22 protein-coding genes and 2 tRNA genes are annotated in these 26,057 nt (G+C 67.3%); 15 read left to right on the forward strand and 9 right to left on the reverse strand.

All coding sequences use genetic code 11. The features are described from left to right. Window positions 1–128 precede the first annotated feature (128 nt). A complete protein-coding gene (locus ACK8CO_RS18395; RefSeq protein WP_414897579.1) occupies window positions 129–3,182 on the reverse strand; it encodes a valine--tRNA ligase in 3,054 nt (1,017 codons plus the stop codon). Between the two features lie 394 nt (window positions 3,183–3,576). Between ACK8CO_RS18395 and ACK8CO_RS18400 the strand changes: the two genes are divergently transcribed. The 3 genes from ACK8CO_RS18400 to ACK8CO_RS18410 all read left to right on the forward strand — a co-directional run bounded on the left by ACK8CO_RS18400 (window position 3,577) and on the right by ACK8CO_RS18410 (window position 4,260). After that, entirely contained in the window at window positions 3,577–3,702 is a 126-nt protein-coding gene (locus ACK8CO_RS18400) for a hypothetical protein (RefSeq protein WP_414897580.1), read from the forward strand. Next, on the forward strand, window positions 3,699–3,851 hold the full coding sequence (locus ACK8CO_RS18405; RefSeq protein ID WP_414897581.1) for a hypothetical protein: 153 nt from the start codon (window positions 3,699–3,701) through the stop codon (window positions 3,849–3,851). Before ACK8CO_RS18400 ends, ACK8CO_RS18405 begins: the two co-directional genes overlap by 4 nt. A 70-nt stretch (window positions 3,852–3,921) precedes the next feature. After that, window positions 3,922–4,260: a hypothetical protein gene (locus ACK8CO_RS18410; RefSeq protein WP_414897582.1), complete on the forward strand. Its 339-nt coding sequence runs from the start codon at window positions 3,922–3,924 to the stop codon at window positions 4,258–4,260. A 386-nt stretch (window positions 4,261–4,646) separates the two neighbouring features. Here ACK8CO_RS18410 and ACK8CO_RS18415 read toward each other — a convergent pair whose 3' ends face one another. Further along, window positions 4,647–5,516: a methylenetetrahydrofolate reductase gene (locus ACK8CO_RS18415; RefSeq protein ID WP_414897583.1), complete on the reverse strand. Its 870-nt coding sequence runs from the start codon at window positions 5,514–5,516 to the stop codon at window positions 4,647–4,649. Between the two features lie 103 nt (window positions 5,517–5,619). On the opposite strand from ACK8CO_RS18415, the gene ACK8CO_RS18420 reads away from it, so the two are divergent. Together ACK8CO_RS18420 and ACK8CO_RS18425 are read left to right on the forward strand one after the other, a co-directional pair. Then, window positions 5,620–6,534, forward strand: a complete 915-nt coding sequence (locus ACK8CO_RS18420; protein ID WP_414897584.1) for a LysR family transcriptional regulator — start codon at window positions 5,620–5,622, stop codon at window positions 6,532–6,534. A 79-nt stretch (window positions 6,535–6,613) separates the two neighbouring features. Continuing rightward, a complete protein-coding gene (locus ACK8CO_RS18425) occupies window positions 6,614–7,402 on the forward strand; it encodes an inositol monophosphatase family protein (RefSeq protein WP_080616509.1) in 789 nt (262 codons plus the stop codon). 174 nt (window positions 7,403–7,576) lie between these two features. Here the strand turns inward: ACK8CO_RS18425 and ACK8CO_RS18430 are convergent, their stop codons facing one another. Beyond that, on the reverse strand, window positions 7,577–8,398 hold the full coding sequence (locus ACK8CO_RS18430) for an IS110 family transposase (protein ID WP_414897585.1): 822 nt from the start codon (window positions 8,396–8,398) through the stop codon (window positions 7,577–7,579). A gap of 104 nt (window positions 8,399–8,502) precedes the next feature. Then, the gene (locus ACK8CO_RS18435; protein WP_414897586.1) at window positions 8,503–8,751 is read right to left on the reverse strand and encodes a hypothetical protein; all 249 of its coding nucleotides are present in this window, start codon (window positions 8,749–8,751) and stop codon (window positions 8,503–8,505) included. A 216-nt stretch (window positions 8,752–8,967) separates the two neighbouring features. Here ACK8CO_RS18435 and ACK8CO_RS18440 point away from each other — a divergent pair, with 216 nt between their 5' ends. Then, window positions 8,968–9,102, forward strand: a complete 135-nt coding sequence (locus ACK8CO_RS18440; RefSeq protein WP_414897587.1) for a hypothetical protein — start codon at window positions 8,968–8,970, stop codon at window positions 9,100–9,102. 196 nt (window positions 9,103–9,298) lie between these two features. On the opposite strand, the gene ACK8CO_RS18445 is transcribed toward ACK8CO_RS18440, so the two are convergent. Together ACK8CO_RS18445 and putA are read right to left on the reverse strand one after the other, a co-directional pair. Next, window positions 9,299–10,039, reverse strand: coding sequence for a rhomboid family intramembrane serine protease (locus ACK8CO_RS18445; RefSeq protein ID WP_414897588.1), 741 nt, complete (start codon window positions 10,037–10,039; stop codon window positions 9,299–9,301). A gap of 30 nt (window positions 10,040–10,069) precedes the next feature. Then, the gene (gene putA / locus ACK8CO_RS18450) at window positions 10,070–13,540 is read right to left on the reverse strand and encodes a bifunctional proline dehydrogenase/L-glutamate gamma-semialdehyde dehydrogenase PutA (protein ID WP_414897589.1); all 3,471 of its coding nucleotides are present in this window, start codon (window positions 13,538–13,540) and stop codon (window positions 10,070–10,072) included. Between the two features lie 104 nt (window positions 13,541–13,644). On the opposite strand from putA, the gene ACK8CO_RS18455 reads away from it, so the two are divergent. The 3 genes from ACK8CO_RS18455 (at window position 13,645) to ACK8CO_RS18465 (ending at window position 14,792) form a co-directional block, all read left to right on the forward strand. Then, window positions 13,645–14,121 carry an Lrp/AsnC family transcriptional regulator gene (locus ACK8CO_RS18455; protein ID WP_080616505.1) on the forward strand — a complete coding sequence of 159 codons (477 nt, stop codon included), beginning with the start codon at window positions 13,645–13,647 and terminating at the stop codon, window positions 14,119–14,121. Window positions 14,122–14,446: 325 nt separating this feature from the next. Beyond that, a tRNA-Leu gene (locus tag ACK8CO_RS18460) sits at window positions 14,447–14,532 on the forward strand. Between the two features lie 184 nt (window positions 14,533–14,716). After that, a tRNA-Val gene (locus ACK8CO_RS18465) sits at window positions 14,717–14,792 on the forward strand. 458 nt (window positions 14,793–15,250) lie between these two features. Here the strand turns inward: ACK8CO_RS18465 and ACK8CO_RS18470 are convergent. Together ACK8CO_RS18470 and ACK8CO_RS18475 are read right to left on the reverse strand one after the other, a co-directional pair. After that, on the reverse strand, window positions 15,251–15,670 hold the full coding sequence (locus ACK8CO_RS18470; protein ID WP_414897590.1) for an SAM-dependent methyltransferase: 420 nt from the start codon (window positions 15,668–15,670) through the stop codon (window positions 15,251–15,253). Window positions 15,671–15,682: 12 nt separating this feature from the next. Next, window positions 15,683–16,600, reverse strand: a complete 918-nt coding sequence (locus ACK8CO_RS18475; protein ID WP_414897591.1) for an NAD(P)/FAD-dependent oxidoreductase — start codon at window positions 16,598–16,600, stop codon at window positions 15,683–15,685. A 122-nt stretch (window positions 16,601–16,722) separates the two neighbouring features. Here ACK8CO_RS18475 and ACK8CO_RS18480 point away from each other — a divergent pair, with 122 nt between their 5' ends. Further along, entirely contained in the window at window positions 16,723–17,193 is a 471-nt protein-coding gene (locus ACK8CO_RS18480) for an RrF2 family transcriptional regulator (protein ID WP_414897592.1), read from the forward strand. Between the two features lie 313 nt (window positions 17,194–17,506). Here the strand turns inward: ACK8CO_RS18480 and ACK8CO_RS18485 are convergent, their stop codons facing one another. Continuing rightward, window positions 17,507–18,577, reverse strand: coding sequence for a tyrosine-type recombinase/integrase (locus tag ACK8CO_RS18485; RefSeq protein ID WP_414897593.1), 1,071 nt, complete (start codon window positions 18,575–18,577; stop codon window positions 17,507–17,509). A gap of 119 nt (window positions 18,578–18,696) precedes the next feature. Between ACK8CO_RS18485 and dusA the strand changes: the two genes are divergently transcribed. From dusA to ACK8CO_RS18510, 5 genes are all read left to right on the forward strand, one after another. Then, on the forward strand, window positions 18,697–19,701 hold the full coding sequence (dusA, locus tag ACK8CO_RS18490) for a tRNA dihydrouridine(20/20a) synthase DusA (protein ID WP_414897594.1): 1,005 nt from the start codon (window positions 18,697–18,699) through the stop codon (window positions 19,699–19,701). Window positions 19,702–19,837: 136 nt separating this feature from the next. Next, complete coding sequence (locus tag ACK8CO_RS18495) at window positions 19,838–20,662, forward strand: sulfite exporter TauE/SafE family protein (RefSeq protein ID WP_414897595.1); 825 nt, start codon at window positions 19,838–19,840, stop codon at window positions 20,660–20,662. Between the two features lie 74 nt (window positions 20,663–20,736). After that, entirely contained in the window at window positions 20,737–21,993 is a 1,257-nt protein-coding gene (locus tag ACK8CO_RS18500) for an N-acetylmuramoyl-L-alanine amidase (RefSeq protein WP_414897596.1), read from the forward strand. A gap of 79 nt (window positions 21,994–22,072) precedes the next feature. After that, the gene (locus ACK8CO_RS18505; RefSeq protein WP_414897597.1) at window positions 22,073–23,332 is read left to right on the forward strand and encodes a lytic murein transglycosylase; all 1,260 of its coding nucleotides are present in this window, start codon (window positions 22,073–22,075) and stop codon (window positions 23,330–23,332) included. A gap of 157 nt (window positions 23,333–23,489) precedes the next feature. Further along, window positions 23,490–26,024, forward strand: coding sequence for a penicillin-binding protein 1A (locus ACK8CO_RS18510; RefSeq protein ID WP_414897598.1), 2,535 nt, complete (start codon window positions 23,490–23,492; stop codon window positions 26,022–26,024). Window positions 26,025–26,057: the final 33 nt, after the last annotated feature.

Here is a 26,057-nt window from a genome sequence, read left to right on the forward strand (position 1 = left end):
GTTTGGCGCCCACGGAACGCCCGGTTGCGGGTTATGTCGGTTGGTCTAGTGAACCCGCCGGAACAGCGAGTCAAGACGCCCGGGCTGCGGCAAGGCTGCCCGGGCGGTCCTGAAGGCGGCCTTCCGGCTCAGCCGAGTTCGGCCAGTCTTTCGAGCGCGACGCGCAGCTTCGTGGCCTCGCCGGTCTTGGCCTCGACCAGTTCCCTGGTTTCCTCGACCACGTCCTCGGGGGCGCTTTCGACGAATTTCGGGTTCTTCAGGCGGCCTTCGAGCCCCTTGAGATCCTTCTCGAGCTTCGAGAGCGTCTTTTCCAGCCGCGCCCGTTCGGCCGCGACATCGATGATGCCTTCAAGCGGCAGCGCGAAATTGCCGCCCTCGACCGCGATGGTGACGCAGCCCTTGGGCAGGGTCCCGGCCGCGCTCAGGCTGTCGATCCGGGCCATGCGCCGGATCAGCGCCTCGTTGCGTTCCCAGGCGGCTTTGCCCGCGTCGTCGAGCTCGGTGTACAGCATCGGGATCTTGGCGCCTGCGGGCACGTTCATCTGGGCGCGGGCCGAGCGGATCTCCTCGATCAGCGCGATCACCCAGTTCATCTCGCGGTCGGCCTCTGCGTCGATCAGATCGGCGCCATAGGCGGGCCAGTCGGCATGGACCAGCATCTTCGCCCGTTCGGCGGTCGTGCCCCAGAGTTCCTCGGTGATATAGGGCATGATCGGGTGCAGCAGGATCAGGCACTGGTCGATCACCCAGGCCATGGTGGCGCGGGTCTCGGCCTTCTGGGCCTCGGTGCCATCCATCAACAGGGGCTTCGAGAACTCGACATACCAGTCGCAGACCTTGCCCCAGACGAAGGCGTAAAGCGCATTGGCCGCGTCGTTGAAACGGTAATGGCTCAGCGCCTCGTCGACCGCTTCGCGCACGCGGGCGGTCTCGCCGACGATCCATGTGTTCACGGTTTCCGCGGGGGCGGGGATCTCGCCGGTGGGCGCGTAGCCCTCGAAGACGCCGTTCATCTCGGCAAAGCGGGTGGCGTTCCAGAGCTTGGTGCCGAAATTGCGGTAGCCCGCGATCCGGCTGGTCGAGAGCTTCAGATCGCGCCCCATGGCGGCCATGGCGGTCAGGGTGAAGCGCACCGCATCGGCGCCGTATTCGTCGATCAGCTCCAGCGGGTCGAGCACGTTGCCCAGGGACTTCGACATCTTCTTGCCCTTCTCGTCGCGGACGAGGGCATGGACATAGACGGTGTGGAACGGGATCTGCTCGACCACGGCCAGCTGCATCATCATCATCCGGGCGACCCAGAAGAAGATGATGTCGAAGCCGGTGATCAGCACATCGGTCGGGAAGTATTTCGCCAGTTCCGGCGTGGTCTCGGGCCAGCCCAGCGTGCCGATGGGCCAGAGCCCCGACGAGAACCAGGTGTCGAGGACGTCGGGGTCGCGCCAGATCGGATAGATCAGCCTGGTCGGGTCCTGGCTGAGATTGTAATCCGCAAGGCTCTCGGCCAGCGCCTCCTCGGCGGCGGCGCGGCCCGAGACCTCGACCACCCGCATCGCGTGCAGCGGCGCCGGCAGACCGGCGAGCACGTCCTGGAACTGCGCCGTGACCGTCTCGAAATCGGCGGCACAGTGATGGCGCGCGCCGCGCTGGACGAAGCCCTCGTTGAGCAGGCGGTAGAGCTCCACATCGTCAAGCGCGTTGTCGCCCTCATCGTCGGTGAAATGGGACCCGTCGAGGTTGAGCCCGTACCAGACCGGGATCTGATGCCCCCACCAGAGCTGGCGGCTGATGCACCAGGGCTCGATATTCTCCAGCCAGTGGAAATAGGTTTTGGCGTCGCGTTCGGGCAGGATACGGGTATAACCGGCCTTCTCGTCGAATGCGCCCGCTTCCTGTGCCGCCATGCCCTTGCGGACGGCGTCGAGCGCGGGGTCCACGATCTTGCGGGTGTCGACGAACCACTGGTCGGTCAGATAGGGCTCGATTGCGGTTTTCGAGCGGTCGCCATGGGGCACCATGTGCCGGTCGCTGTCGATGCCGTCGAGCCAGCCCTGCGCCTCGGCCTCGGCGATGATGGCCTTGCGCGCCTCGTAGCGGTCGAGCCCGTCGAACCGCGCGAGGCAATCGGCAACCAGCGCCTCGTCGCAGCCTTCGGCGAAATCGGCATTGTCCTTCAGGAACATCGCGGCGCGGGTCGACATGATGTTGATGGCCCGAAGTCCCGTGCGCTGACCGACGCCCCAGTCGTTGAAATCATGCGCGGGCGTGATCTTGACGGCCCCGGTGCCCTTGGTCGGATCGGCATAGTCATCGGCCACGATCGGGATCGACCGGCCGCAAAGCGGCAGCCGCACGGTCTTGCCGATCAGGTGCCGGTAGCGCGCGTCCTCGGGATGGACGGCAACGCCGGTATCGCCCAGCATGGTCTCGGGGCGGGTAGTCGCGACGACCAGATAATCGCGGGTCTCGAAGGCGGTGGGATTGCCCTCTTCGTCGAACTCGACCGGGTGCTCGTAGCTCGCGCCGGCCTCCAGCGGATAGCGCAGGCGCCACATGTTGCCGTCAAGCTCGACCTGCTCGACCTCGAGATCGGAAATCGCGGTCTCGAAATGCGGGTCCCAGTTCACCAGTCGCTTGCCGCGATAGATGAGGCCCTTGTTGTACATCTCGACGAAGACCTTGATGACGGCATCGTGGAAATTGCCGTCCTCGCCCCCGGGCGCGCCCGGGGCGCCCGACATGGTGAAGGCGTTGCGCGACCAGTCGCAGGAGGCGCCCAGGCGCTTGAGCTGGTTGATGATGGTGCCGCCCGAGCGGCCCTTCCAGTCCCAGACCTTTTCGAGGAATTTCTCGCGCCCCATTTCGCGGCGGCCGGGATTGCCCTCTTTCGCCAGTTGCCGTTCCACGACCATCTGGGTGGCGATGCCCGCATGGTCCTGGCCCGGCTGCCAGAGCGTGTCGAAGCCGCGCATCCGGTGCCAGCGCACAAGGATGTCCTGCAGCGTGTTGTTGAAGGCATGCCCCATATGCAGGCTGCCGGTCACGTTCGGCGGCGGGATCATGATGCAGAAGGTCTCGGGGCGCGAGGCATTCGCCCCGGCGGTGAAGCAGCCGGCTTTTTCCCAGGCCTCGTAGAGGCGCTGTTCGGCTTCGGCGGCATCGAAAGTCTTTTCCATCGGCATCGGAGGATCTCTTGCATCGAAAAGGGGCTGCGGCGTGATTACCGAAAGGCGCGGCCAAGGCCAACCCCTCCGGAAAGCCTTGTGGCGCGGGGGTTGCTCAAGGAGACAGCCAGAAGAGCCGCGGTGGAGAGGGGGGCGGCCGGAACCGGAGCGGAGCACGGGTCGACGACCGGCGGTTTCTGACCGGGCAGGGGCTCCATGGCGACGATATCGCACCGGCCTCGGTGCTGCATGCCGTGTTCCGGCCCGCCCGGTCGCCCATGCCGAGATCCGGGCGCCTGAGCGGGTGTCGGCGCGGGCGGTGCACCGGGGGCGGTGATGGGGGCGACAGCCGCGCGGATGCCGCGCCCGCCCGCTGCGAGCCCTGGACCGGGTGCGTTTCGGGGGCGAGGCGATGGCGGTGGTGATTGCCGGGACCCCGCCAGCCACGAAGGATGCCGCCGAGCGGATCGCTTTCGACCTGGAGGATCTCGAGCCGCATCCGGAATTGACCAGCGGCAGGCCGCCGATAGATCCATGACGCCGCTTACCCTCGCCTGTGACTGGACGATGGACGACGATGCGGCGGTGCAGAAGGCATTCCGAACGACCGCGCGGACGGTCCTTCCTGAGCTGTTCGCGAAGGTGCTGATCGGCCCCATGCCATTCCGTGGCCGTTTTTCGCGGTGAAGGGCGCCTATCCCGACACCATCCGGGCCAGTACGTCCCTGGCCGTGATCAAGGTCATGATATCGGGGTCATGATTGCGGGTGTCACGCCGTTACTTGCCGCCGGGATGGGGATGCAGGCGCCAGAACTGGGCTTCGACGAGGACCGGTTCCGCGCACCCGGATCGAAGCTGGCGCCCGGGTCGATCGAACTGGCGACGATGGCCCGCCGGGCGGGCCAGACGGATCTGTTGTGCCGCCGTGCCGACGGCACCCTGCCGGGGCCGCTCCTCTCCGAACAGCGTTCATGTTGCCGAGATCGGGATCGACCCCGAGCCGATGCGGCGCGGGGGCTGCGTTATGCGGTGGCGGGTGATTTCGGCACGCCGATCAATCCGCGTCCGGCCGAGAAAAGGTGCATGGCGGGCTGAGGCGGTGCAGGGGCTTGGTCGGGCTCTGTGCGAGGGGGGGGGCAGGACGATTATGGCCAGCTTCTGACCGCGAGCTTCATGGTTCGCGCGATGCCGCGTGCGACTGATCTGCCTTTCGTGCGGCTCACGACCGAGCAGGTTTCATCGCCCGCCAATCCTCCGGGCATGTCGGGCTGCGGCGAGGCGGGAAGGGGGGCGATGGCGGCGGCCGACGATGCGATGCTGGATCCACTCTGTGGCAGGGGCATGTGGTGACATGCCCTTCACGTCCGAGCGGGTCTGGCGGCTGTTGCAGGCGATTGCCTGAGGCCGAACCGCGCCACAGGGGCGCGAATTTTCGACGAAAATTCGAACCGGGCGTCCTGCCTGACGCCCGGAGGCGGGGCTCAGGCGACCTTTTCGAGATGCGTGTCGGGAACAACCCCCAGCGCATGGCAGATATCGCGGGTCAGATGCGGCTTGTTCAGCGTGTAGAAATGGAAATCCCGCACGCCGCCTTCCATCAGCCCGGTGCAGAGCTCGGTCGCCATCGCCTTGCCCAGCAGCCCTTCCCGACCGTCGCGGATCGCGGTCTCGAAGGCCTCGTCGACATGGGGGGGCACATGCGCGCCGCAACGCTGGGCAAAGCGGCGAACGCCGGCCCATTTCTCGATCGGCAGGATGCCGGGGATGATCTTCGCGCCATCGATCCCCTGCTTCTCGCAGGCATCGCGGAAACGGAAGAAGGTCTCGGCCTCGAAGAAGAACTGGGTGATGGCCGTGTCCGCACCCGCCTCGAATTTCCGCTTGAGCCAAAGAACATCGGCATCGGGCGCGCCCGCCTCGGGATGCGGGTCGGGATAGGCGCCGACCCGGAGCCGGAATTTGCCGGTCGCGGCCAGCGCCTCGATCAGCTGGCAGGAATTGGCAAAGCCCTCGGGATGCAGCCGGAACGCGCCCTGGTCCTTCGGCGGGTCGCCCCGCAGCGCCACGATCTCGGTCACGCCCGCCGCCGCATAGGCCTCGGCGATCTCCAGCGTCTCGGCCCGTGTCGCGTCGACGCAGGTCAGATGGGCGGCGACGTTCAACCCGTAATGGTTGTGGATGGTCTCGACCGCCTCATGGGTCAGCTTGCGCGTGGTCCCGCCCGCGCCATAGGTCACCGACACGAAGGTCGGTTTCAGCGGTGCAAGCGCCTGCGCGGCTTCCCAGAGCCGGAAGCTTGCCTCCAGCGTCTGGGGCGGAAAGAACTCGAAGGACACGCGGGGGGCGGTCATGGCGGACACTCCCAAGGGGTTCGAAGATTTTCGATCTTGTCGCATAACAGGGACTGTGAAACAAACTCATAGTTTTCAAGATCAATATGAGCCCGGGAACAGGATGCATCTGGAACTGCGCCATCTGAGGACGATCAAGGCCATTCATGACGCGGGCGGTCTGGCCCGGGCTGCCGACCGGCTGAACATCACCCAATCCGCGCTCAGCCATCAGGTGAAGGGCCTCGAGGAGCAGGTGGGGATGGAGCTTTTCGTCCGCCGTACCAAGCCGTTGCGGCTGTCCTCGGCAGGGCTCAGGCTGTTGCGAACGGCCGAGCGCGTGCTGCCCGAGATCGCCGCGCTGCAGGCCGAATTCGAGGGCATGACCTCGGGTCGGGCAGGGCGGCTGCATATCGCGCTCGAATGCCATGCCTGCTATGACTGGCTGCTGCCGGTGCTCGACTCCTTCCGCAAGGCCTGGCCCGAGATCGATGTCGACATCCGCCCCGGCCTGTCCTTCGAGGCACTGCCCGCGCTTGCCCGCGAGGAGGTCGATCTGGTGCTCTCGTCCGATCCCGAGACGCGTGGGGGCATCGACTTTGCGCCGCTTTTCGATTACGAGCCGGTCTTTCTCTGTGCCGCCTCGCATCCGCTGGCCGGGCGCCCCTTCATCCGGGCCGAGGATTTCCGCGGCGAGACGCTGATCACCTATCCGGTCGAACGCTCGCGGCTTGATGTCTTCACCGGGCTTCTGGGTCCGGCCCGGGTCGAGCCGCTGGCGCAGCGCCAGGTCGAGCTCACCGCGGTGATCCTGATGCTGGTCGCTTCGGGGCGCGGGGTGACGGTGCTGCCCGACTGGGTGGTGCGCGAGGCCCGGAGCAATGCCGATTTCGCGGTGCGGCCCCTGACCGAGACCGGACTGACCAGACGGATGTACGCGGCCACCAGATCCGAGGATACCGCAAGGCCCTTCATGGCGCATTTCGTGCGGCTGGCGCGAAGCGAGCCGGTCAAGCTGCAACGCGGGGCCGCCGGGTAGCCGGGCCGGGCTGTCCCATTTCCCTTGGCACCGGGCGCGCCCCCGTGTATGGCCCGCGGCAAGACCGAAGGAGGCTCCCATGCAAGGCAGTGCAAACCTCAACATCATGATCAAGGCCGCCCGCAAGGCCGGCCGCAGCCTGGTCAAGGACTTCCGCGAGGTCGAGAACCTTCAGGTCTCGATGAAGGGTGCGGGCGATTTCGTCAGCCGCGCGGATACCGCCGCCGAGGAGATCCTGCGCCAGGAGCTGCGCGGCGCGCGGCCGACCTATGGCTGGCTCGGCGAGGAGACCGGCAGCGAGGATGGCGACGACCCGACCCGGCGCTGGATCGTCGATCCGCTCGACGGCACCACCAACTTCCTGCACGGCCTGCCGCATTGGGCCGTGTCGATCGCGCTCGAGCACAAGGGCGAAATCGTCTCGGGCGTTGTCTACGACGCCGCCAAGGACGAGCTTTTCTTCGCCGAGAAGGGCGCGGGCGCCTGGATGAACGACCGCCGCCTGCGGGTGTCGTCGCGGTCGCGCATGATCGAGGCGATCTTCGCCACCGGGGTGCCCTTTGCCGCCAAGCGCACGCTGCCTGCCACGCTTCAGGATCTGGCCCGGCTGATGCCGCATTGCGCGGGCGTCAGGCGCTGGGGCGCGGCCGCGCTCGATCTGGCCTATGTCGCCGCCGGCCGTTATGACGGCTACTGGGAACGCGAGCTGAACGCCTGGGACGTGGCCGCGGGCCTGCTTCTGGTGCGCGAGGCGGGCGGCTTTGTCGGCACCATCCATGAGGGCCGCGACCCGCTCGAGCATGGCGAGGTGCTGGTCGCGAACGAGGCGATCTACGACCACTTCGCCAAGGCCATCAGAAACACCTGATCTTCGGCCGAACGCCTGTCCTGCGCCGGCGTTCCGACCGTCCTGTGTGGATGGCTCCTGCATGGCAAGCGGGAAGCGAGTTTATTGCACGCTTGCAGAAGCGGTGGTGTGTCCGGCCCGTTTGCGTGGCGTTTCGGCCGCTGGCCCTGATGGCTTCCGCATCCCGGGTCCCTGTCAGCTTATCGGGCTGTTGCACCCCGGACGTTCGGCGGGATCCCCAGGGGGAGCGGCTGTGGGTGTCGCCATCATCTCGTCGGTCTTGCTATTCTCTGCCCGGGCTTGCGGCATCAGGCAGGTCGCGGCGACCAGGGTTACCTCCCGTGTCAGGACGGTCCGGATGATCCTGGCCGTCTTGTTGGCCATGGCTATCGTTGCCAGCCAGAACGGCTTTCTCTCCGGCAGTTTCCTCAGCCACGGGTCGCCCTTGTCCGGCCGGACCGTCACCTGGATTGCGCGGGAGGTCATGCCGACCACGAGGAACTTCCGGAGGTCCTGAACCCCCATCTTCGTGATCCTGCCCAGCCTTTCCTTGCCGCCGCTGGACTTGTTCCCTGGTGTCCGCCCCAGCCACGCCGCAAACTCATGACCATTGCGGAACTGACGGTCGCTGCCGATGGGCGCCACGATTGCCGAGGCCGTAACCGGTCCGACACCCGGAATAGTCGGCAGCAGTTTCATCCGACGATCCGTCCGCGCCACGGCCTGCAGCTGCGGGTCATGCCAGTGCAGGAGGTAATCGGTCGACAGAAGCTGTCTGCAAAGGACGCGAATGACGTCCTGTCCGATTTCGGGAATATCCGACGCAGCCCCTTCCACGACATCCCGCGCGAAACCCGTCGCCTTCTCCAGGCCTTGAGGCAGGAGGATCTCGAACTCCGCCAGCAGCCCGCGGAGCATGTTCACCAGCTGCGTTCCCTGCCGCACGGAGGACTCACGCGTCCGGTCAAGGCTCAGCAGGACCTGCTGCTCTTCCGATTTGACCTTCTCGACGCGCATGGTCGGACGGGTGAATGCTTCGCGAGACTCGCTTCCGCATCGTTCGCGGGCTTAGGCGGCCCCATTGGGGCCACGTTCCGGCTCACCGTCCGACTTGCCCCGCTTCACGTAGGGGTGAGGTAGATCGGCAGGATCAGCCGTACCTCGTGACCGATCTCGGACAGCTCTCGCGCCCAGTGGTGTCTCGCCGCACAGGCTTCCATGCCGGTCAGACAGGGGGCCAGGCACTCGAAGAACGCAAGCAGTTGAGCCCGGCGCCGTGGCTTGTTGAAGATGACATGGCCTTCATCGGTGATCCCGTGAACCTGAAAGACAGTCTTGGCCAGATCCAGGCCGACTATTGTAACCTTCATGCGGATGGCTCCTCGCGCAGCAGATGATCACATCTGCACTATGGCGCATTGCGACGCCGATGGAGCAGGAGCCATCCAAGCCATCAGCTTTGGCGGGGCGGGAAGGATCGTGCGATGACCGGGGAGGCGAGCTGCGCCGGTGGGTGGCCTCCGCCTCCGTTGCGGCGTTTCTTCCATGACACCTCCGGGGCGGTCGCTGTCGACCGGACCCTGTTGATGGCCGCGATCATCGACGCCTGCATCGCGATGTTTGCGTCGATCCCGTCGGGCGAGGTCCGGCTTGGCGACAGAATGAGCGCGGCGCTTGGCTGGCTCGGTGTCTGCGAACCGGGTGGGCTTGGCCCGCGGTGAGGCCAGTGGTGAGGCCCGAGATGTCGCGGCCGTCTGCCGGGCGCAGGAGGGCGTCCGCGCAGGTCATGCGATACCGCTTGCCGGAGGCCAGGGGGCAACCGGAAACCGCGTTGCGACGTCTCTGCCGACCCTGCAGCTTTTCCGACCCAGCAGTTTTTCGACCCGGCCGCTTTTCCGACGCTGCGGCGTGTGCCGCTCAGCGGTGTCGCCGGACCCGCGGCACCGTGGTCGCACGGTAGACCCCGACGGGATGCGGCGGGCTGCCCTGGGTGCGGTTCCAGAAGGCGGGCCCGCCGAGCCTGAGCCAGAGCGGAAGTGTCAGCGCAAGTCCGGCGATGAAGCCGCCCGAATGCGCCCAGTAGGCGACGCCGCCTTCATCCGCCGCGGCGGAGGCGCCGGAATAAAGCTGCAGGCCGAACCAGAGCCCCAGCATCAGCCAGGCCGGGACCGGGATCACCCGGAAGATCACGATCAGGATGATCAGGAGATCGACCCGGGCCTTCGGGAAAAGCAGAAGATACCCGCCCATCACCGCCGCGATGGCGCCCGAGGCGCCCACGACCGGGACCGTCGATCCCGGCGCCACCGCATATTGCAGAAGCGCCGCCGCCACGCCCCCCGCCAGATAGAACAGCAAAAACCCGACATGTCCGAACCGGTCTTCCATGTTGTCGCCGAAGATCCAGAGGAAAAGCATGTTTCCGGCAAGATGCAGCAGCCCGCCATGCAGGAACATCGAGCTCAGCACGCCCGACCAGTCGCCGGTGCGGGTGATGAGCGCGGGGACCATGCCCCAGTCCATGAACAGGGCCTGCAGCGCCCCCGGATCGGCGAAGAGCGGCAGGCAAAACAGAAACACCGCCACATTCGCCGCAATCAGGGCAAGGGTGACGAAGGGAAAGCGGGAGGAGGGATTGTGGTCGCGCAGCGGGAACATGGCGGGAAGCTAGCCGCTGCGCGAGGGCCGTCAAGCGGAACCGGCCGCGGCCAGCAGCGCCGCATTGCCGCCGGCTGCCGTCGTGTCGATGCAGAGATGCCGCTCGAGCCTCACATGCGCCGGATCGGGCATCCCCGCGATCAGGGGCAGGATCGGCCCCTCGCGTTCGGCCAGCGCCAGCGCATAGGCGCGGCCGGTCTCGGCATCGCCCCACCAGAGCGCGCCCGAGATGCCCTTGAGATCGGTCAGCGCCGCGGGCTCCAGCAGCCCCTCGACCGCAACCGCTGCGCCGCCCTGCGCGCGCACCGCCTCGGCCTGTGCGGCCGAGGCGCCCGGACCCGGCCCGAGGCAAAGCAGGGGCGCGCGCGCCAGCGTCGTCAGCCGGTTGGTCTCGCCGGTCGGCCCGGGCAGATCGAGCGTCTCGGGGTCGCGCGCGGGGGGCGCCGCGCGAACCGCTGCCGCGACCGCGTCGGGCGCGGCCGGGGCGCCCTTCGCAGCTTCGGTCGAGACATGCGCCTCGGGCGCCGGACGGTCGGTGAAGCGGGGCAGGTAATGCGGACCGCCGGCCTTGGGGCCGGTGCCCGAGAGCCCCTCGCCGCCGAAGGGCTGGCTGCCCACCACCGCGCCGATCTGGTTGCGGTTGACATAGACATTGCCGACGGTCAGCCGCGCGGCGATGCGCTTGATCCGGTCGTCGATCCGGCTGTGCAGCCCGAAGGTCAGGCCATAGCCCGATGCGTTCACCGCCTCGACGACGCGGTCGAGATCGCCGCCCGCGAAGCTGGCGACATGCAGCACCGGGCCGAAGATCTCGCGCTCGATGGCCTCGATGCCCGGCACCCGGATCGCGACCGGCGCCTGGAAATGGCCCTCGGGCGGGGCGCTGCCCTCCCAGATCACCCGGCCCTCGGCGCGGGCGGCGGCGACATAGGTGGCGATGGCGGCATGGGCCTCGGCGTCGATCAGCGGCCCCAGATCGGAAGACAGCTCCCATGGCGCGCCAGGGCTCAGCTCTGCCATCGCGCCCTGCAGCATCGCCAGGAAGCCCGGGGCGATGTCCTCCTGTACATAGAGGCAGCGCAGGGCCGAACAGCGTTGCCCGGCCGACTGGAAGGCCGAGGCGATCACGTCGCGGACGGCCTGCTCGGGCAGGGCGGTGCTGTCGACAATCATCGCGTTCAGCCCGCCGGTCTCGGCGATCAGCGGCGTGCCGGGGGCCATATGCGAGGCCATCGCGCGCTGGATCATGCGCGCGGTCTCGGTCGAGCCGGTGAAGGCCACGCCGGTGACGCGGCTGTCCGAGGTCAGTGCCGCGCCGATCCTGCCATCGCCGGGCAGCAGTTGCAGGCATTCCGGCGGAACGCCCGCCTCGTGCAGCAATCCGGTGGCGAGATGGGCGATCAGCGGCGTCTGTTCGGCGGGTTTCGCGATCACCGCATTGCCTGCGGCCAGTGCCGCCGCGATCTGGCCGGTGAAGATCGCCAGCGGGAAGTTCCAGGGCGAGATGCAGACGAAGAGCCCGCGCGCGGGCGCGTCGAGGCCGTCGATCCGGGCGGCGTAATAGCGCAGGAAATCCACCGCCTCGCGCAGCTCGCCCACCGCGTCGGGCAGCGTCTTGCCGGCCTCGCGTGCGAGCAGCGCGAAGATCGCGCCCGCATGGGCCTCGTAGAGGTCGGCCGCCTGGCGCAGCACCTCGGCGCAACGGTGTTCGGGGATGTTCCAGGGCCTTGCATGGGCCAGTGCGGTGCCGACATCGCGGGGCGAGGCGTCCTGCACCCAGCCGACCAGATCGGTCGGGTCGGAGGGGCTGTGGCGCGGGGTTGCCGCTTCGGCGCGGACCGGTCCTGCAAGGCGCGGGGCGGCGTTGAAATGAGCTGTCCTGTAGGGCCCCCGGGCGATCTCGATCTCGGCCAGATGCGGGCCATGGGCCAGGTCCCAGCCGCGCGAATTGCGCCGGTCGGGCTCGAACAGGGCCGGGCCGGGCCGGAGGCCGGCGGGCGCCTCGGCATCGATCAGCGTCTCGAGTTCGGAAAGCGGATCCGCAGCCACCGCCTCGGGCGGCACGGTCTCGTCGACGATCCGGTTGACGAAGGAGGAATTCGCGCCGTTCTCCAGGAGCCGCCGCACGAGATAGGCCAGCAGCTCGCGATGCGCGCCGACCGGGGCATAGATGCGGCAGCGGGTGCCAAGCCCCATTTCCATCACGATCCGGTGCAGCGCCTCGCCCATCCCGTGCAGGCGCTGGAACTCGAACCGGTCCGGGTCGGGCGCCATGTCGAGGATCGCGGCCACGGTATGGGCGTTATGGGTGGCGAATTGCGGGTAGATCCGGTCGGTCATGCGCAGGAGCTTGCGGGCATTGGCGATATAGCTGACATCGGTCGCCGCCTTGCGGGTGAAGACCGGAAAGCCATCGACCCCGACCTCCTGGGCGCGCTTGATCTCGCTGTCCCAGTAGGCGCCCTTGACCAGACGGACCATCAGCCGACGGTCATGCCGCCCGGCCAGCTCGTAAAGCGCGTCGATCACCAGCCCCGCGCGGGGGCTGTAGGCCTGCACCACAACGCCGAACCCGTCCCAGCCCGCCAGCCGCGGATCGGCCAGAACCGCGGCGATCACGTCGAGCGACAGCACCAGCCGGTCGGCCTCCTCGGCATCGACATTGAGTCCCATGCCCATGCGTCGTGCCTGGAGCGCAAGCTCGAGCAGGCGCGGGGCAAGGTCGGTCATCACCCGGTCGCGCTGGGCCAGCTCGTAGCGCGGATGCAGCGCCGAGAGCTTGATCGAGATGCCGGGATTGGCCCGCACGTCATCTTGTGTCGCGGCCAGCCCGATCCGGGCGATGGCGTCGGAATAGGCCCGGTAATAGCGCTCTGCATCGGCCGCACAGCGGGCGGCCTCGCCCAGCATGTCATAGGAATAGGTGTAGCCCTCGGCCTCGAGCTCCTGCGCCCGCTCGAGTGCTGCCTCGATGGTCTCGCCCAGCACGAATTGCCGGCCCATCTCGCGCATCGCCCGCGCCACCGCGGTCCGGATCACCGGTTCGCCCAGCCGCTTGACCGCGCCCTTGAGCGTGGCGATCAGCCCGGGATCGCGCCGTTCCAGCACGCGTCCGGTCACAAGCAGCGCCCAGGTCGAGGCATTGACCATGGGCGAGGGCGAGCGCCCGAGATGGTGCCCCCAGTCCGAGGGCGCGATCTTGTCCTCGATCAGCGCGTCCATGGTCATGATATCGGGCACCCGGAGCAGCGCCTCGGCCAGGCTCATCAGCGCGATGCCTTCATTGGTCGACAGCCCGTATTCGGCCAGGAATACCTCCATCAGGCCCGGCCGCGCGTCCGTCCTGATCGTCCGGACGAGCCGAACCGCCGCCGCCTCGATGCGCTTGCGGTCCTCGTCGCCGAGGCCGGTCGCCTCCAGCAGTTCTTCGAGGACCTGCGCCTGAGGGGCATAGGTGGCCGCTTCGATCCGGTCGCGCAGCGGCAAGGTATCGTCCTGCATGGAAGTCTCCCTGTTTTTCGGCCATGATAGCGCCAAATGCGCAGGTCGTTCGCCTGCTTTTGCTTAAAATGATAGGCGCTACGCCTGAAAATGAGAGGGGCTGCATGTCGGAAGCGACTTTCCTGCCCGACCGTTACGATCGCGCGATTCTGCGGATAATCTCGGCCGAGGGGCGGATCCCTGTTGCAGAGCTCGGCCGCCGGATCGGCCTGTCCAAGACGCCCACCCAGGCCCGGCTGCGGCGGCTCGAGGCCGAGGGCATCGTCACCGGCTACCGCGCGATGCTGAGCCCCATCCGTCTGGGGCTTGCCCATGTCGCCTTTGTCCAGCTGCGGCTGTCGGATACCCGCGAGGCGGCGCTTCGCGCCTTCAATGCCGCGGTCCGGACGATCCCGGAGATCGAGGAATGCCACATGATCGCGGGCGGTTTCGACTATCTGCTGAAGGTGCGCACCGCCGACATGGCCGCCTATCGCGAGGTCATGGCCGAACGGATCTCGGCCTTGCCGCATGTGGCCAACAGCTCCACCTTCGTCGCGATGGAGGCCGTGAAGGAAGTCGCCTTCGCGACCGTCCCCTGAGCCCCGTCGATGACGTCCCGGAGGAGCGCTCCCCTGCCGGGGCTGCAAGCACCGAATGCAAGGGGGACGTCGGGAAGAACGGGTTGCGCCGGCCCGTGCGGTCCTGCGGCGTTGGGATTGCGCGGCGCACCGCTTGGGCGGCTTTGCCGGTGCAGACCCTGTGGTCCGTAGCTGTTCTTCGCCCCTGCATCGGGCAGGCATGGGCCGGGCAGCGGCGATACGTCCGGTCCGGCCGCCGTCTTTGAGATTGTCGCATCTGCCCAGGAACGTTAGGAAAGGTCGGACCCTCCGGTGGTCGTATCGCCCGGAGCTGCCCTTGGCCGGGGCGGGCGTGGTGGAATGGTAGACACATGGCACTTAAAATGCCTGGGCCGAAAGGCCGTGCCGGTTCGAGTCCGGCCGCCCGTACCAGATCCTGTCGCAGAACGGAGGCCCGTCCGTTGGGGCTTGCGGCAATGCGCATCACCGGCTAGACCGCGCGATGCGTCAGTCGATTGGCGCGCCCGGGGCGTCTTTCAGAGCGTGTTTCCGGGCGATCCACGCCTCGTTTGCGCCTGTCCCGAGATCGCGCGCAGCCTTGCGGCGCCGGATCCGGGGGCCGATAGCTCAGGGGTAGAGCGGATGGTTTACACCCATCGACAGCGGGGGTTCGATTCCCTCTCGGCCCACCAGTCCAAAATTAATCATCTGAATTTTAATGATAAATCCAGAAAGTGCCCCACGACGGAACGAGCGTGGGGCACCTTGCAAATTTCCGGTGGCGATTCCGGTCGGAGAATGCCGCCCCATGTCTGATAACCTCACCTCCACCCGATGCCACTGGCTGGGCGCCGAGGATGGCGATGTGATCCTGATATACCGTGGTGGGGCCGTTTGCGGCCCGGGCGACTGTAACTGCGATGTGCCGGAAAGCCGGATCGGGGCAGCTGAACGCGACCGAGCGCAAGTTGAGCGTCAATTGCTCAGGCTGCGGGAGGCGCGTGATCGCCCTTCAAGGAACGCGCGATGACTCGTCCACTTAACCTTCTTTCCATGCTATTTTGGGAAAGGAGGACCCCGCCATGGATGGAACACCGAAAGGGCAGGGCGTGAAGCTCCCGTGCTTCTTGCGTCGTCCAGTCGGTCCGGATCATTGTGTGCGCCCCTTCAGGCGGGTGATCGCCGCGTTCAGGCCGCTGGCCAGCACCCGGGCGCGCGGCCAATCCTGCGGCGATTGCAGAAAGCTGGCGACCACGAGGTCGTGGCTGCCGTCCGGGAAGGTTTCGGCCAGATCGTGTTCTTCGAAGCGGAGGCTCCCGGCCAGTCCGGCGCAGGCGGATCTTTCAGAGGCGTAGGCAAGCGCCACGGCGGACATGTCCACCGCCGTCACCTGCCAGCCCTGCCGGGCCAGCCAGAGAGCGTCGTCGCCCCGGCCGCAGCCCAGTTCCAGCGCCGTCCCCGGCTGCAGCGGGCCGGCGAACTGGGACAGGACGAGGCCGGGTTTGCCGGAGGTCTCGCCGGTCTTTTCGCGGTAGCGGTCGTTCCAGAAGTCTCGGGTGGTTTGTTGCATGGCGATGTTCCTTCAGGGCGTTGCGGTCAGATCGGGGTCGAAGACCAGCGAGCGGTGCGCGGCGCTGCCCGCCATCACGCCCGAGGCCGCGGCGATCGTGGCGTTGGGCATGGGGCTGGCAAGGTCGCCGGCGGCGAAGACGCCGGGCTGGCTGGTGGCCTGCATCGGGTCGACGGCCACATAGGGGCCGGTCGGGCCGTCCGTCAGTGCACAGCCAAGATCGCTTGCCAGATCGCAGGAGGGCGCGGTGTCGGGCGCCAGGAACAGCCCCGCCAGCGCAACCTCTCGTCCGTCCTCCAGGCGCACCCCGTCGAGCGCCGGTGCGGTGCCGAGCAGGTCCACGACAGGCGTTTCCTCGACCGTGACCCTCCGGTCGGCCAGGCTTTGCCGCTGATCTGCGGAGAGGGCGAGCAGGCCTTGCGTAAAGAGCGTGGTCGGCCCCCAATCCGGCAGCAGCATCGCCTGATGCAGCGCCGCTTCGCCGCGCGCCAGAACGCCGACCTGCCCGCCGTTCAGCTCGTAGCCATGGCAATAGGGGCAATGCAGCACGGTGCTTCCCCAGCGTTCGGTCACGCCCGGCAGGTCGGGCAGGCTGTCGCGGACACCGAAGGCCAGCACCAGCCGCCGCGCGGTGATGTCTCCGCCCTCTGCCAGTATCACCCGAAACCCCTCTCCCTCGCGCATAGCCGACGCTCCGGCACCGTCCCGGAAGGACAGAGTGGGGTAGGCCGAGAGTTCGTGTCTAAGGGTCGCGCGGATATCCTGTGGGGCGCGCCCATCCTGCCCGGGGAACCCGTGCGAGGCGGCGGCAAAGCGGTTGCGGGGGGCGCCGGTGTCGAGAACGCAGGCGCGTCTGCGGGCGCGGGCGAGCTGCATTGCGGCGGCGAGCCCGGCAAAACTCCCGCCAATGACGATGACATCATGATCCATGGTGTTCCCTTACATGTATCATTAAGAGTTACGTGATCCGTCGCGCGCCTTTCAAGACACGAAACTTTCATTGTTACTTGAGTGCTGCTAAGGAGGCTGGACAGGCAAGGAAGGGAAACCCGATGGCGCGCGATCTTCGCATGTCCCGCATGTTGCACGTGTTGATCCACATGGACCGGCACGTCGGGCGTGCCACCTCGGAACAGATCGCGCAGATGATTTCGACCAATGCCGTGGTGGTGCGCCGGATGATGGCGGGGCTGCGCGAGCGGGGGATCGTGTCGTCAGAAAAGGGCCACGGCGGTGGCTGGCAACTCGCTTTCCCGCTGGCCGAGATCAGCTTGCGCGACGTCTACGAGGCGGTCGGCCACCCGCCGCTGTTCAACATCGGGCCACAGGCGGACCCGTCGCCCTGTCTGGTCGAGCAGGCGGTCGACGCGCGGCTCGACGCGACGCTGGCGGAGGCCGAGGCACGGCTTCTGGCGCAATTCGCTGCGGTAACGGTGGAGGAGGTCGCGCAGGGTTTCGAGCGCCGTTTCGTCGAAAGCGGTCACACGGTGCCATCCCAATGGCATGGTATGCCGGACGAATGATTTGGGGAGCTGTTGTTTCGAAGTCGACCGAAGGCCAAGGTCGCTTGGACATAAAGCGCCAGACCAGCTCACCAGAAGCGTTCGTAGGTTGATCGTATCTTCCAGTTCAGGGCGGACAGGCGAATTTCAAAACGCGGGCTTTTCAGGGAATCCGGTCAATGGGAGCATGTCACTTTCTGCGCACTCGGTGTGTCGCCTACCAAGATTTGATTTCCTCGTAGATGCGGAGATTGCCTTCTCCGGTCCACATTCTCCATTATCTTCGTGGGTAAAGCGAAAGCGGTCGCGCGAAGGTCAAGCTTGGGTCGCCGTATCACGTGTTGTCGATTGCGAGCTGCAGTCCAGGCCAGCTCGCATACTTGTCGCCTGTTTCCCGGATGTGCGTGTAGCGCTTCAGGCTGACCCAAGACCTGTGCCCACTGACGGCTGCGACATGGGGAATGTTCCAACCCATCTCGAATAGCCGAGAAATGCCTTCGTGGCGAAGATCGTGGAAGTGCAGATCCTCGATTCCGAGCAGCTTACAGGCGCGGGTGAAGTTGGCCGTGATCGCGTCCGGAGAGTAAGGAAATATCTCATCCTTGCTCTTGCACATACTGTCTATGATCTGAATGGCCTCCTCGGGCAGATCGACCCAGGTATCGTTTCCGAGCTTCTCGCCGGGATGCTTCATGTCACGGACCAGGATGCGCTTGTGCTCCTTCTGGAAGTCATCCCAGGTGAGGCGGGTGATCTCTGCCTGTCGGCGCGTCGAGAAGAGAGCGAACACGATCACCTTGTGTATGGGCATGGCCTGAGGTGTTCTTTGGCGCCGATCAATGAAATGGGCCAGCAACCGGTCGAGTTCATCGAGGGTGGGTCTGCGGTTCCGCTGCGCGGAACGCGAGATGATCCCCATGCGGCGCGCGACGGTGATCGCGTCTCTCATCTCCCGATCATCAAGCCGAAAGTCCCACATCGGCCGTGCTATGGCGAATATGGAGGCGAGATGGCTGGCGTAGTTCCCGACGGTTTGAGGTTGTCCGGGCAGAGACTGAAGGAACTCGATGATATCCTTCGACTTGATGGTGGAGCAGGGCAGATCGGCGATTGGGTAGGTCGCGATGGTCCTGAGGACTTGCGCTTTCGTGCGACCGATTTCCTTTACGGCCTCTTCAGTGTAGCGCTCGATCGCTTTGGACAGCGGAGGGTCGGATACGTTCAGTCCTTCCAAGGCACCAGGCTTTGCTAGCTCCTTCTCGCGCTTCTTTATCCAGGTGGTCGCAGCTGGGCGTCTGTCAAAAGTCTTTGTCTCGTGATAGACGGTTCCCTCGCGCATCACTCGTACACGTGCCCTGTAACTGTGACTTCCATCCTTGCGCTTGCGTGTGGTGATCGAGCCCATGACGGTCTCCCCATTTGGTCCACGGAATTGTATTTGGTCCACAGGACCAAATCCAGTGTCAAAATCGACGAATATGGTCCATAATGAGCGGAAACGAGACGAACTGTAGGTGCCTGTAAGTGACGGAAAGTAATAAAAAACTAGATATTTCAACGGCCTCCCGCCTGTCCGTTGCGCCTATGATGGACTGGACCGACCGCCATTGTCGCTACTTCCACCGGCTAATGAGCCGCTCGGCGCTGCTTTATACCGAGATGGTCACGGCGCCTGCACTCGTTCGGGGCGGCGCGCTGCATCTGCTCGATCACGATCCCGAGGAACATCCGGTGGCGGTGCAGCTCGGGGGCTCGGACCCGCGCGAGCTGGCCGAGGCCACGCGGCTGTGTTGCGAGGCCGGCTATGACGAGGTCAATCTCAATGTCGGCTGCCCCTCCGACAAGGTGCAGTCGGGCGCTTTCGGGGCGGTGCTGATGAAAAGCCCGGATCTCGTGGCCGATTGCCTGGCGGCGATGCGGGCGGTCGCAAGCGTCGAGGTCACGGTGAAATGCCGGATCGGGGTCGACGATCAGGAACCGCGCGAGGTGCTGCCCGCCTTTCTGGAAACGGTCGCAGGGACGGGGGTGACGCGGGTCACCATCCATGCCCGCAAGGCCTGGCTGCAGGGGCTGAGCCCGAAGCAGAACCGCGATGTGCCGCCGCTCGATTACGGGCTGGTGACCGAGATGAAGCGGGCTTTCCCGGCGATGCATGTCTCGGTCAATGGCGGCGTCGCCTCGCTGGCCGAGGCGCAGGCCCTGCTGGCCGAGGGGCTCGACGGGGTGATGATCGGGCGTGCGGCCTATCACGACCCGGCCGCGATCCTGCTGGGTGCCGACGAGGAGATCTTCGGGCAGCCCGGCCGCAAGAGCGCGCGGCAGGTGGCCCTGGAGATGCGCCCCTATATCGCCCGGCACCTGGCGGCGGGGGGGCGGCTGCACAATGTCACCCGGCACATGCTGGGGCTGTTTGCGGGGGCGCCCGGGGCACGCGCCTGGCGCCGGGTGCTGTCGGAGGGCGCGGCCGGGCAGGGGGCCGGGCTCGAGGTGCTGGACGCCGCGCTCGACGCGCTGCCGCGGGCGGCCTGACATCTGCCTGAAGATCGACCGGGATGGCGGGCGGCCGCGGCGCGCGGGGGCACTGGTCCTCGCGACCTGGCTCGGCTAAGGGTCTTCGGGCCCCGAGGATCGGCCGAGGGGGCCGCGGACCCGAGGAGAGTTTCCGATGCCCGATACTGTGACGCTTCTGTGGATGCTGGCGCTTTTGCTGAGCATCGGCGCGATCGCGGGAGTGCTGGCGGGGCTTCTGGGCGTGGGCGGCGGCATCGTTCTGGTCACGGCCTTCTTCTATGCCTTCCAGGCGCTCGGTTATGACAGCGCCTATCTGATGCAGATCTGTCTTGCGACCTCGCTGGCCACGATCATCGTCACCTCGACCCGCTCGGTGTTGTCGCATGCCAAGAAGGAAGCGGTCGACTGGCAGGTGCTGAAGGGCTGGGCGCCCGGCATCGCGCTTGGCGCGGTGATCGGGGTGCTGGTCGCGGCGGCGCTGCGCTCGGTCGTGCTGCAGGGCATCTTCGGCGGGCTGGCGATGGCGGTCGGGCTTTACATGGCCTTCGGTCGCAATGACTGGCGGCTGGGCGACAGCATGCCCCGCGGTCTCAGGCGGGCGGTCCTGTCGCCGGTCGTGGGTTTCCTGTCGGTGCTGATGGGCATTGGCGGCGGCAGCTTCGGGGTGCCGCTGATGACGCTTCATGGCGCGCCGATCCACCGCGCGGTGGCGACCGCGTCGGGCTTTGGCGTTCTCATCGCCGTGCCCTCGGTTCTGGGCTTCTTCTTCGTGCAGATCCCCGATGGCGCGCGCCCGCCCTTCACCCTGGGCGCGGTCAACATCCCGGCCTTCCTGGTCATCATCGCGATGACGCTGATCACCACCCCGCTGGGCGTCCGGCTGGCCCATGCGATGGATCCCAAGCCGCTCAAGCGGGTCTTCGCGGTCTTCCTGATCTTCGTCGCGGGCAACATGCTGCGCAAGGCCGCCGGGTTCTGAGCCCGGCGCCGCGGGCGTGACATCGGTCCGTGCCCTGTCTTATGCTGGCGCAAAACCGGATCGGGCGGGCAGGCATGCAGGCAGTTTCAGTCCTTCTTCGCGCGGCGGCAGCGTTCTGGGTGGCGCTCTGGGTCGGACTTGGGTCCGGCTTTGCCGGTGCGCTTGGCGCCGAGCTGCTGACGGCGCTGGCCCGGCCCGATCTCTCGGCCTCGTCGCTTGAGGATCTGCGGGGCGGCGGCGTCGCGCTTTCGCTGGGTCTCAGCCAGCCCGTGCCCTACCGCGTCTTCACGCTCGAGGCGCCGCCCCGGCTGGTGGTGGATTTCCGCGAGGTCGACTGGCGTGGCAGCGATCCGGGCGCGCTGACCGGCAGCAAGCGGGTGCGGGCCGCGCGGGCGGGTGCGATCCGTCCGGGCTGGTCGCGGCTGGTGCTGGAGCTGTCGGCGCCGATGGCACTGGTCTTTGCCGAGATGCCGCGCGATCCGGCAACCGGCCGCGCGCGGCTTGCGCTGCAACTGGCCCCGACCGCGGCCGGGACCGAGGGCGCGGCGCGCCCGCCTGCGCAGACCGCGCTCTGGGGGTTGCCCGAGCCCGAGAAGCTGGCGCCGCCGCCGCGCCGCCATGATGGCAGCCGGGCGCTTCGGGTCGTGATCGATCCGGGCCATGGCGGTATCGATCCGGGCGCCGAGAGTGCGGGGATCCGCGAGGCCGATCTGATGCTGACCTTCGGCCGGGAACTGGCCGAGGCGCTGGCCCGTGCCGGGATCGAGCCGGTCCTGACCCGCAATGCCGATATCTTCGTGCCGCTGGAAACCCGGATCGACATCGCCCGCGCCGCCCGGGCTGATGTGTTCCTGTCGCTGCATGCCGATGCGCTGGCCGATGGCTATGCCTCGGGCGCCACCGTCTACACCCTGTCCGAGACCGCGAGCGACAGTGCCTCGGCCAGGCTGGCCGAGCGCCATGACCGCGACGCGCTGCTGGCCGGGGTCGATCTCAGCGACAAGGATGACGTGATCGCGGGGGTGCTGATGGATCTGGCCCGCACCGATACCCAGCCCCGCTCGGAACGGCTGGCCGAGGCCATCGTCGCCGGGCTGCGCGGCCATGTCGGACAGCTCTACAAGACCCCGCATATGTCGGCGGCCTTCTCGGTGCTGAAATCCCCCGACATTCCCTCGGTGCTGATCGAGACGGGCTTCCTGTCCTCGCCCGACGACCGGGCGCGGCTGATCTCGCCCGAATGGCGTGCGCGGGCGGCGGCGGGAATTGTCGAGGCCTTGCGCGGCTGGGCCGAGGCCGATGCCGCCGCCGCGGCGCTCCTGCGCCGCTGAGCAGCCTGCCGGGACCTTGCGCCCGGTGCCGCCGATACCGCTGCCGACAGATCCAGGCACAGGACAGAAAGGAGCCCCGATGTCCGTCCGCCGCCGCCTTGCCGTCCTTCTTCTGCTGCTGCTGGTGATCTGCGCCGGCCTGCCGCCTTCGCCAGCGATGGCTCAACCGGTCGACCGGGCGGCGATCGAGGCGCAGTTCCGCGACTGGCTCGGTGGCACGGTCTGGCCGAGGGCCAGGGCTGCGGGCGTCTCGCGCCCGACCTTCGATGCCGCGCTCGGGGGGCTCCGGCCCGACTGGGATCTGCCGGGGCTGGTGCCGCCCGGCACGCGCCCGGGGCCGCAGCATCAGGCCGAATTCGGCGCGCCGGGCGCCTATTTCGCCGAGGCGGGACTGCGGGCCGCCGCTGCGGAGGGTCGGCTTATGGCGGCGCGCGAGGCCTCTGCTCTTGCCGCGGCCGAGCGGGCCACGGGCGTGCCCGCGCGGATCGTGCTGGCGGTCTGGAGTCGCGAAAGCGCCTATGGCCGGGCGCCGATCCGGCACGATCTGTTCCGCGTGCTGGCCACGCGCGGCTTCATGAGCCCGCGTGCCGATTATTTCACTGACGAGCTGGTCGCGGCGCTGCGGATCGCCGAGGCCGCTCCGGTGCCGCGCGATCTTATGAAAAGCAGCTGGGCCGGGGCGATGGGGCAGCCGCAATTCATGCCCTCCTCCTATCTGGCCCATGCCGTGGACGGCGATGGCGACGGGCGGGCCGATATCTGGCGCTCGCGCCCCGACACCATTGCCTCGATCGCCAGCTATCTGGGGCGGCATGGCTGGGTCGCTGGGCGTGACTGGGGCTTCGAGGTGCGGCTGCCCGCGCGGGTGTCCTGCACGCTGGAAGGTCCAGACCGGGGCCGCAGCATCGCCGAATGGGAGGCGCTGGGCGTGACCCGGGTCTCGGGCCGCGCCTTTCCCGACCATGAGCGCCGGGGCGAGGGCTTTCTGATGATGCCTGCCGGGCGGCATGGCCCGGCCTTTCTGGTCACGCCCAATTTCTACGTGCTCAAGGCCTATAACATGAGCGATCTCTACGCGCTTCATGTCGGCCATCTGGGCGACCGGATCGCCTTCGGCTCGGGCGCCTTCGTCCGGGGCTGGGCCCCGCTCAAGGGGATCGAGCGTTCCGGGATCGTCGCGATCCAGCGCCGGCTGGAGGCCCGCGGCCGCGATGTCGGCGGGGTCGACGGGCTGCCGGGCTACAAGACCCGGCGCGAGATCGGTCGCTGGCAGGAGGCCTCGGGCCGTGCCGCAACCTGCTTTCCCGAACCGGGGATGGCGGCGGCGATGGCGCGCTGAGCCGGGTCTGTCCGACCGGGGGCGCCCTCGGGGCCGGCCGCTCCCGCCGATGTGACCGCACCGAAGCGTCCGGACCCGCCGATCCGGGGTTCTTCGTTTTGACCCGCCCGGCCCGAAGCCTTATAGAGGGCGGACAACGGCACAGAGGCACGCGCGGGTGATCCGGTTCTTTCTGTCCCTTCTCGGGGCGCTCTTTTCCTTCGCAACACTGGGCGTCGCGGCGGCCGTGCTGATGATCGGCGCGGTGTTCTGGATGTATGCCCGCGATCTTCCCGACCACGAGGATCTGGCCAGCTACCAGCCCAAGACCATCAGCCGGATCTATTCCGGCGAGGGGCGGCTGATCGACGAATTCGCCGAGGAGCGGCGATTGTTCGTGCCCGCCGCCGAGATCCCCGATCTGGTCAAGCAGGCCTTCATCTCGGCCGAGGACAAGAATTTCTATACCCATCACGGCTTTGACGCGCGCGGCATGGCCGCCGCGCTGTTCGATGCCGTGAAAAGCCGCGGCCGCAACCTCAGGGGCGCCTCGACCATCACCCAGCAGGTGATGAAGAACTTCCTGCTGGGCGGCGAGCGCACCGGCGAGCGCAAGATCAAGGAGCTGATCCTCGCCACCCGGATCGAGGAGACGCTGTCGAAGGACCAGATCCTCGAGCTTTATCTCAACGAGATCTTCCTCGGGCAGAATTCCTATGGCGTGGCCGCTGCGGCCCAGACCTATTTCGACAAGACGCTGAGCGAGCTTGCGCCCGAAGAGGCGGCCTATCTGGCGGCGCTGCCCAAGGCGCCCTCGAATTATCATCCTGTGCGCAACCACGATGCCGCGGTCGGGCGGCGCAACTACGTGCTGCACGAGATGCATGATAACGGCTATCTCGACGATGCGGTCTATCAGGCGGCGCTGGCCGCACCCCTCAGGACGGTGCAGAACGGCGATTATCCGCCCTTCAGTGCCAGCCTGCCGCCGCGCGACTATTTCACCGACGAGATCCGCCGCCAGCTGAGCCTGAACTTCGGTCAGGAGGAATTCTTCGGCGGCGGCCTGACGATCCGGGCGACGCTCGATCCCGAGCTGCAGGAAGAGGCCGCCGAGGCGCTGCGCCGGGGGCTCGAGAAATACGACCGCAGCCGCGGCGTCTGGCGCGGCACCGGCAAGGAAATCGATCCGGCCGAGCTCGATACCGAAGAGCACTGGCGCGCCGCGCTGGCGGCGTCCGATGTGCCGCGCGACATCCGGCTTGACGGGCAATGGCTGCCGGCGGTGGTGCTGACGGTCGAGGACCAGCAGATGCGGCTTGGGATCGAGGGCGTCGAGGACGGGCCCGCGCTGGTGCCGCGCAAGGATATCGACTGGCTGCGCGGCGATTTCCACGACAATTTCAAGGTCGGCGACGTGGTGCTGGTGCGCCGCGTGACCGGCGAGGATGGCGGCTTCATCCGCTGGAGCCTGCGCCAGGTGCCCGAGATCCAGGGCGGGTTCGTGGCGATGGACGTCAATACCGGCCGGGTGCTGGCGATGCAGGGCGGGTTCTCCTACCAGGCTTCGGTGTTCAACCGCGCGACCCAGGCGACGCGTCAGCCCGGCTCGTCCTTCAAGCCCTTCGTCTATGCCGCGGCGCTGGACAGCGGCTTCACCCCGGCGACGATCGTGATCGATGCGCCGATCGAGGTCGATACCGGCGGCGGTGCGATCTGGCGGCCCAAGAACTCCTCGAACAGGTATTACGGTCCGACCCCGCTCCGGACCGGGATCGAGCGCTCGCGCAACCTGATGACGGTGCGCCTCGCCCGCGAGGTCGGCATGGATATCGTCGCCCGCTATGCCGAGAAATTCGGCGTCTATGACCGGCTCGAGCCCTATCTGGCCAATTCGCTCGGAAGCCAGGAGACCACGCTTTACCGGATGGTGGCGGCCTATGCGATGTTCGCCAATGGCGGCGAGCGGGTCGAGCCGACGCTGGTCGACCGGGTGCAGGACCGGCAGGGCCGCACCATCTACCGCCATGACAGCCGCATCTGCACCGATTGCGGCGCGGTCTCGATCCCCGAAGGGCAGGGGCCCACCATCGTCTCGGATCGCGAGCGGGTGATGAATGCCATCACCGCCTATCAGCTGACCTCGATGATGCGGGGCGTCGTCGAGCGCGGCACTGCGGCGGGGCGCGTCAATCTGGGCGTGCCGACCGCGGGCAAGACCGGCACCACCAATGACTCGCGCGATGTCTGGTTCGTGGGCTTCACCTCGAACATCGTGGCGGGCTGCTACATGGGATTCGACCGGCCGCGCGGACTGGGACGTGGCGGCTATGGCGGCACCATGTGCGCGCCGGTCTTCAACGAGTTCATGAAGGTCGCCACCGCCAAATATGGCGGCGGGCCGTTCAAGGTGCCGCCGGGTGGGCGCTTCATCAAGATCGACCGCTATACCGGCGAACGGCTGGCCGACGATGCCAGCGGCGAGAATGTGGTGGCGGAATATTTCCGCGCGGGCGAAGAGCCGGTCTTCGGCATCGGCGCGATGATCGATGGCGGCTTCGCCATGGGCTCGAACCTGCCGCTCTTCGGGCGCGGCGAAGAGGAAAGCTACGAGGATGCGCCTTCGGAAGAGGTCACCACCTCGACCGGGCGCAAGGCGGTGGTGGGGCCGAAGGCGAATTTCGGCACGCTGTCCTCGGGCGGGCTTTACTGACCGGGCGGCTGGGGTGCCGGGGACGCTTTCCGG

It is taken from the genome of Rhodovulum sp. HP10 (genome assembly GCF_047553435.1).
GTDB lineage: Bacteria > Pseudomonadota > Alphaproteobacteria > Rhodobacterales > Rhodobacteraceae > Rhodovulum.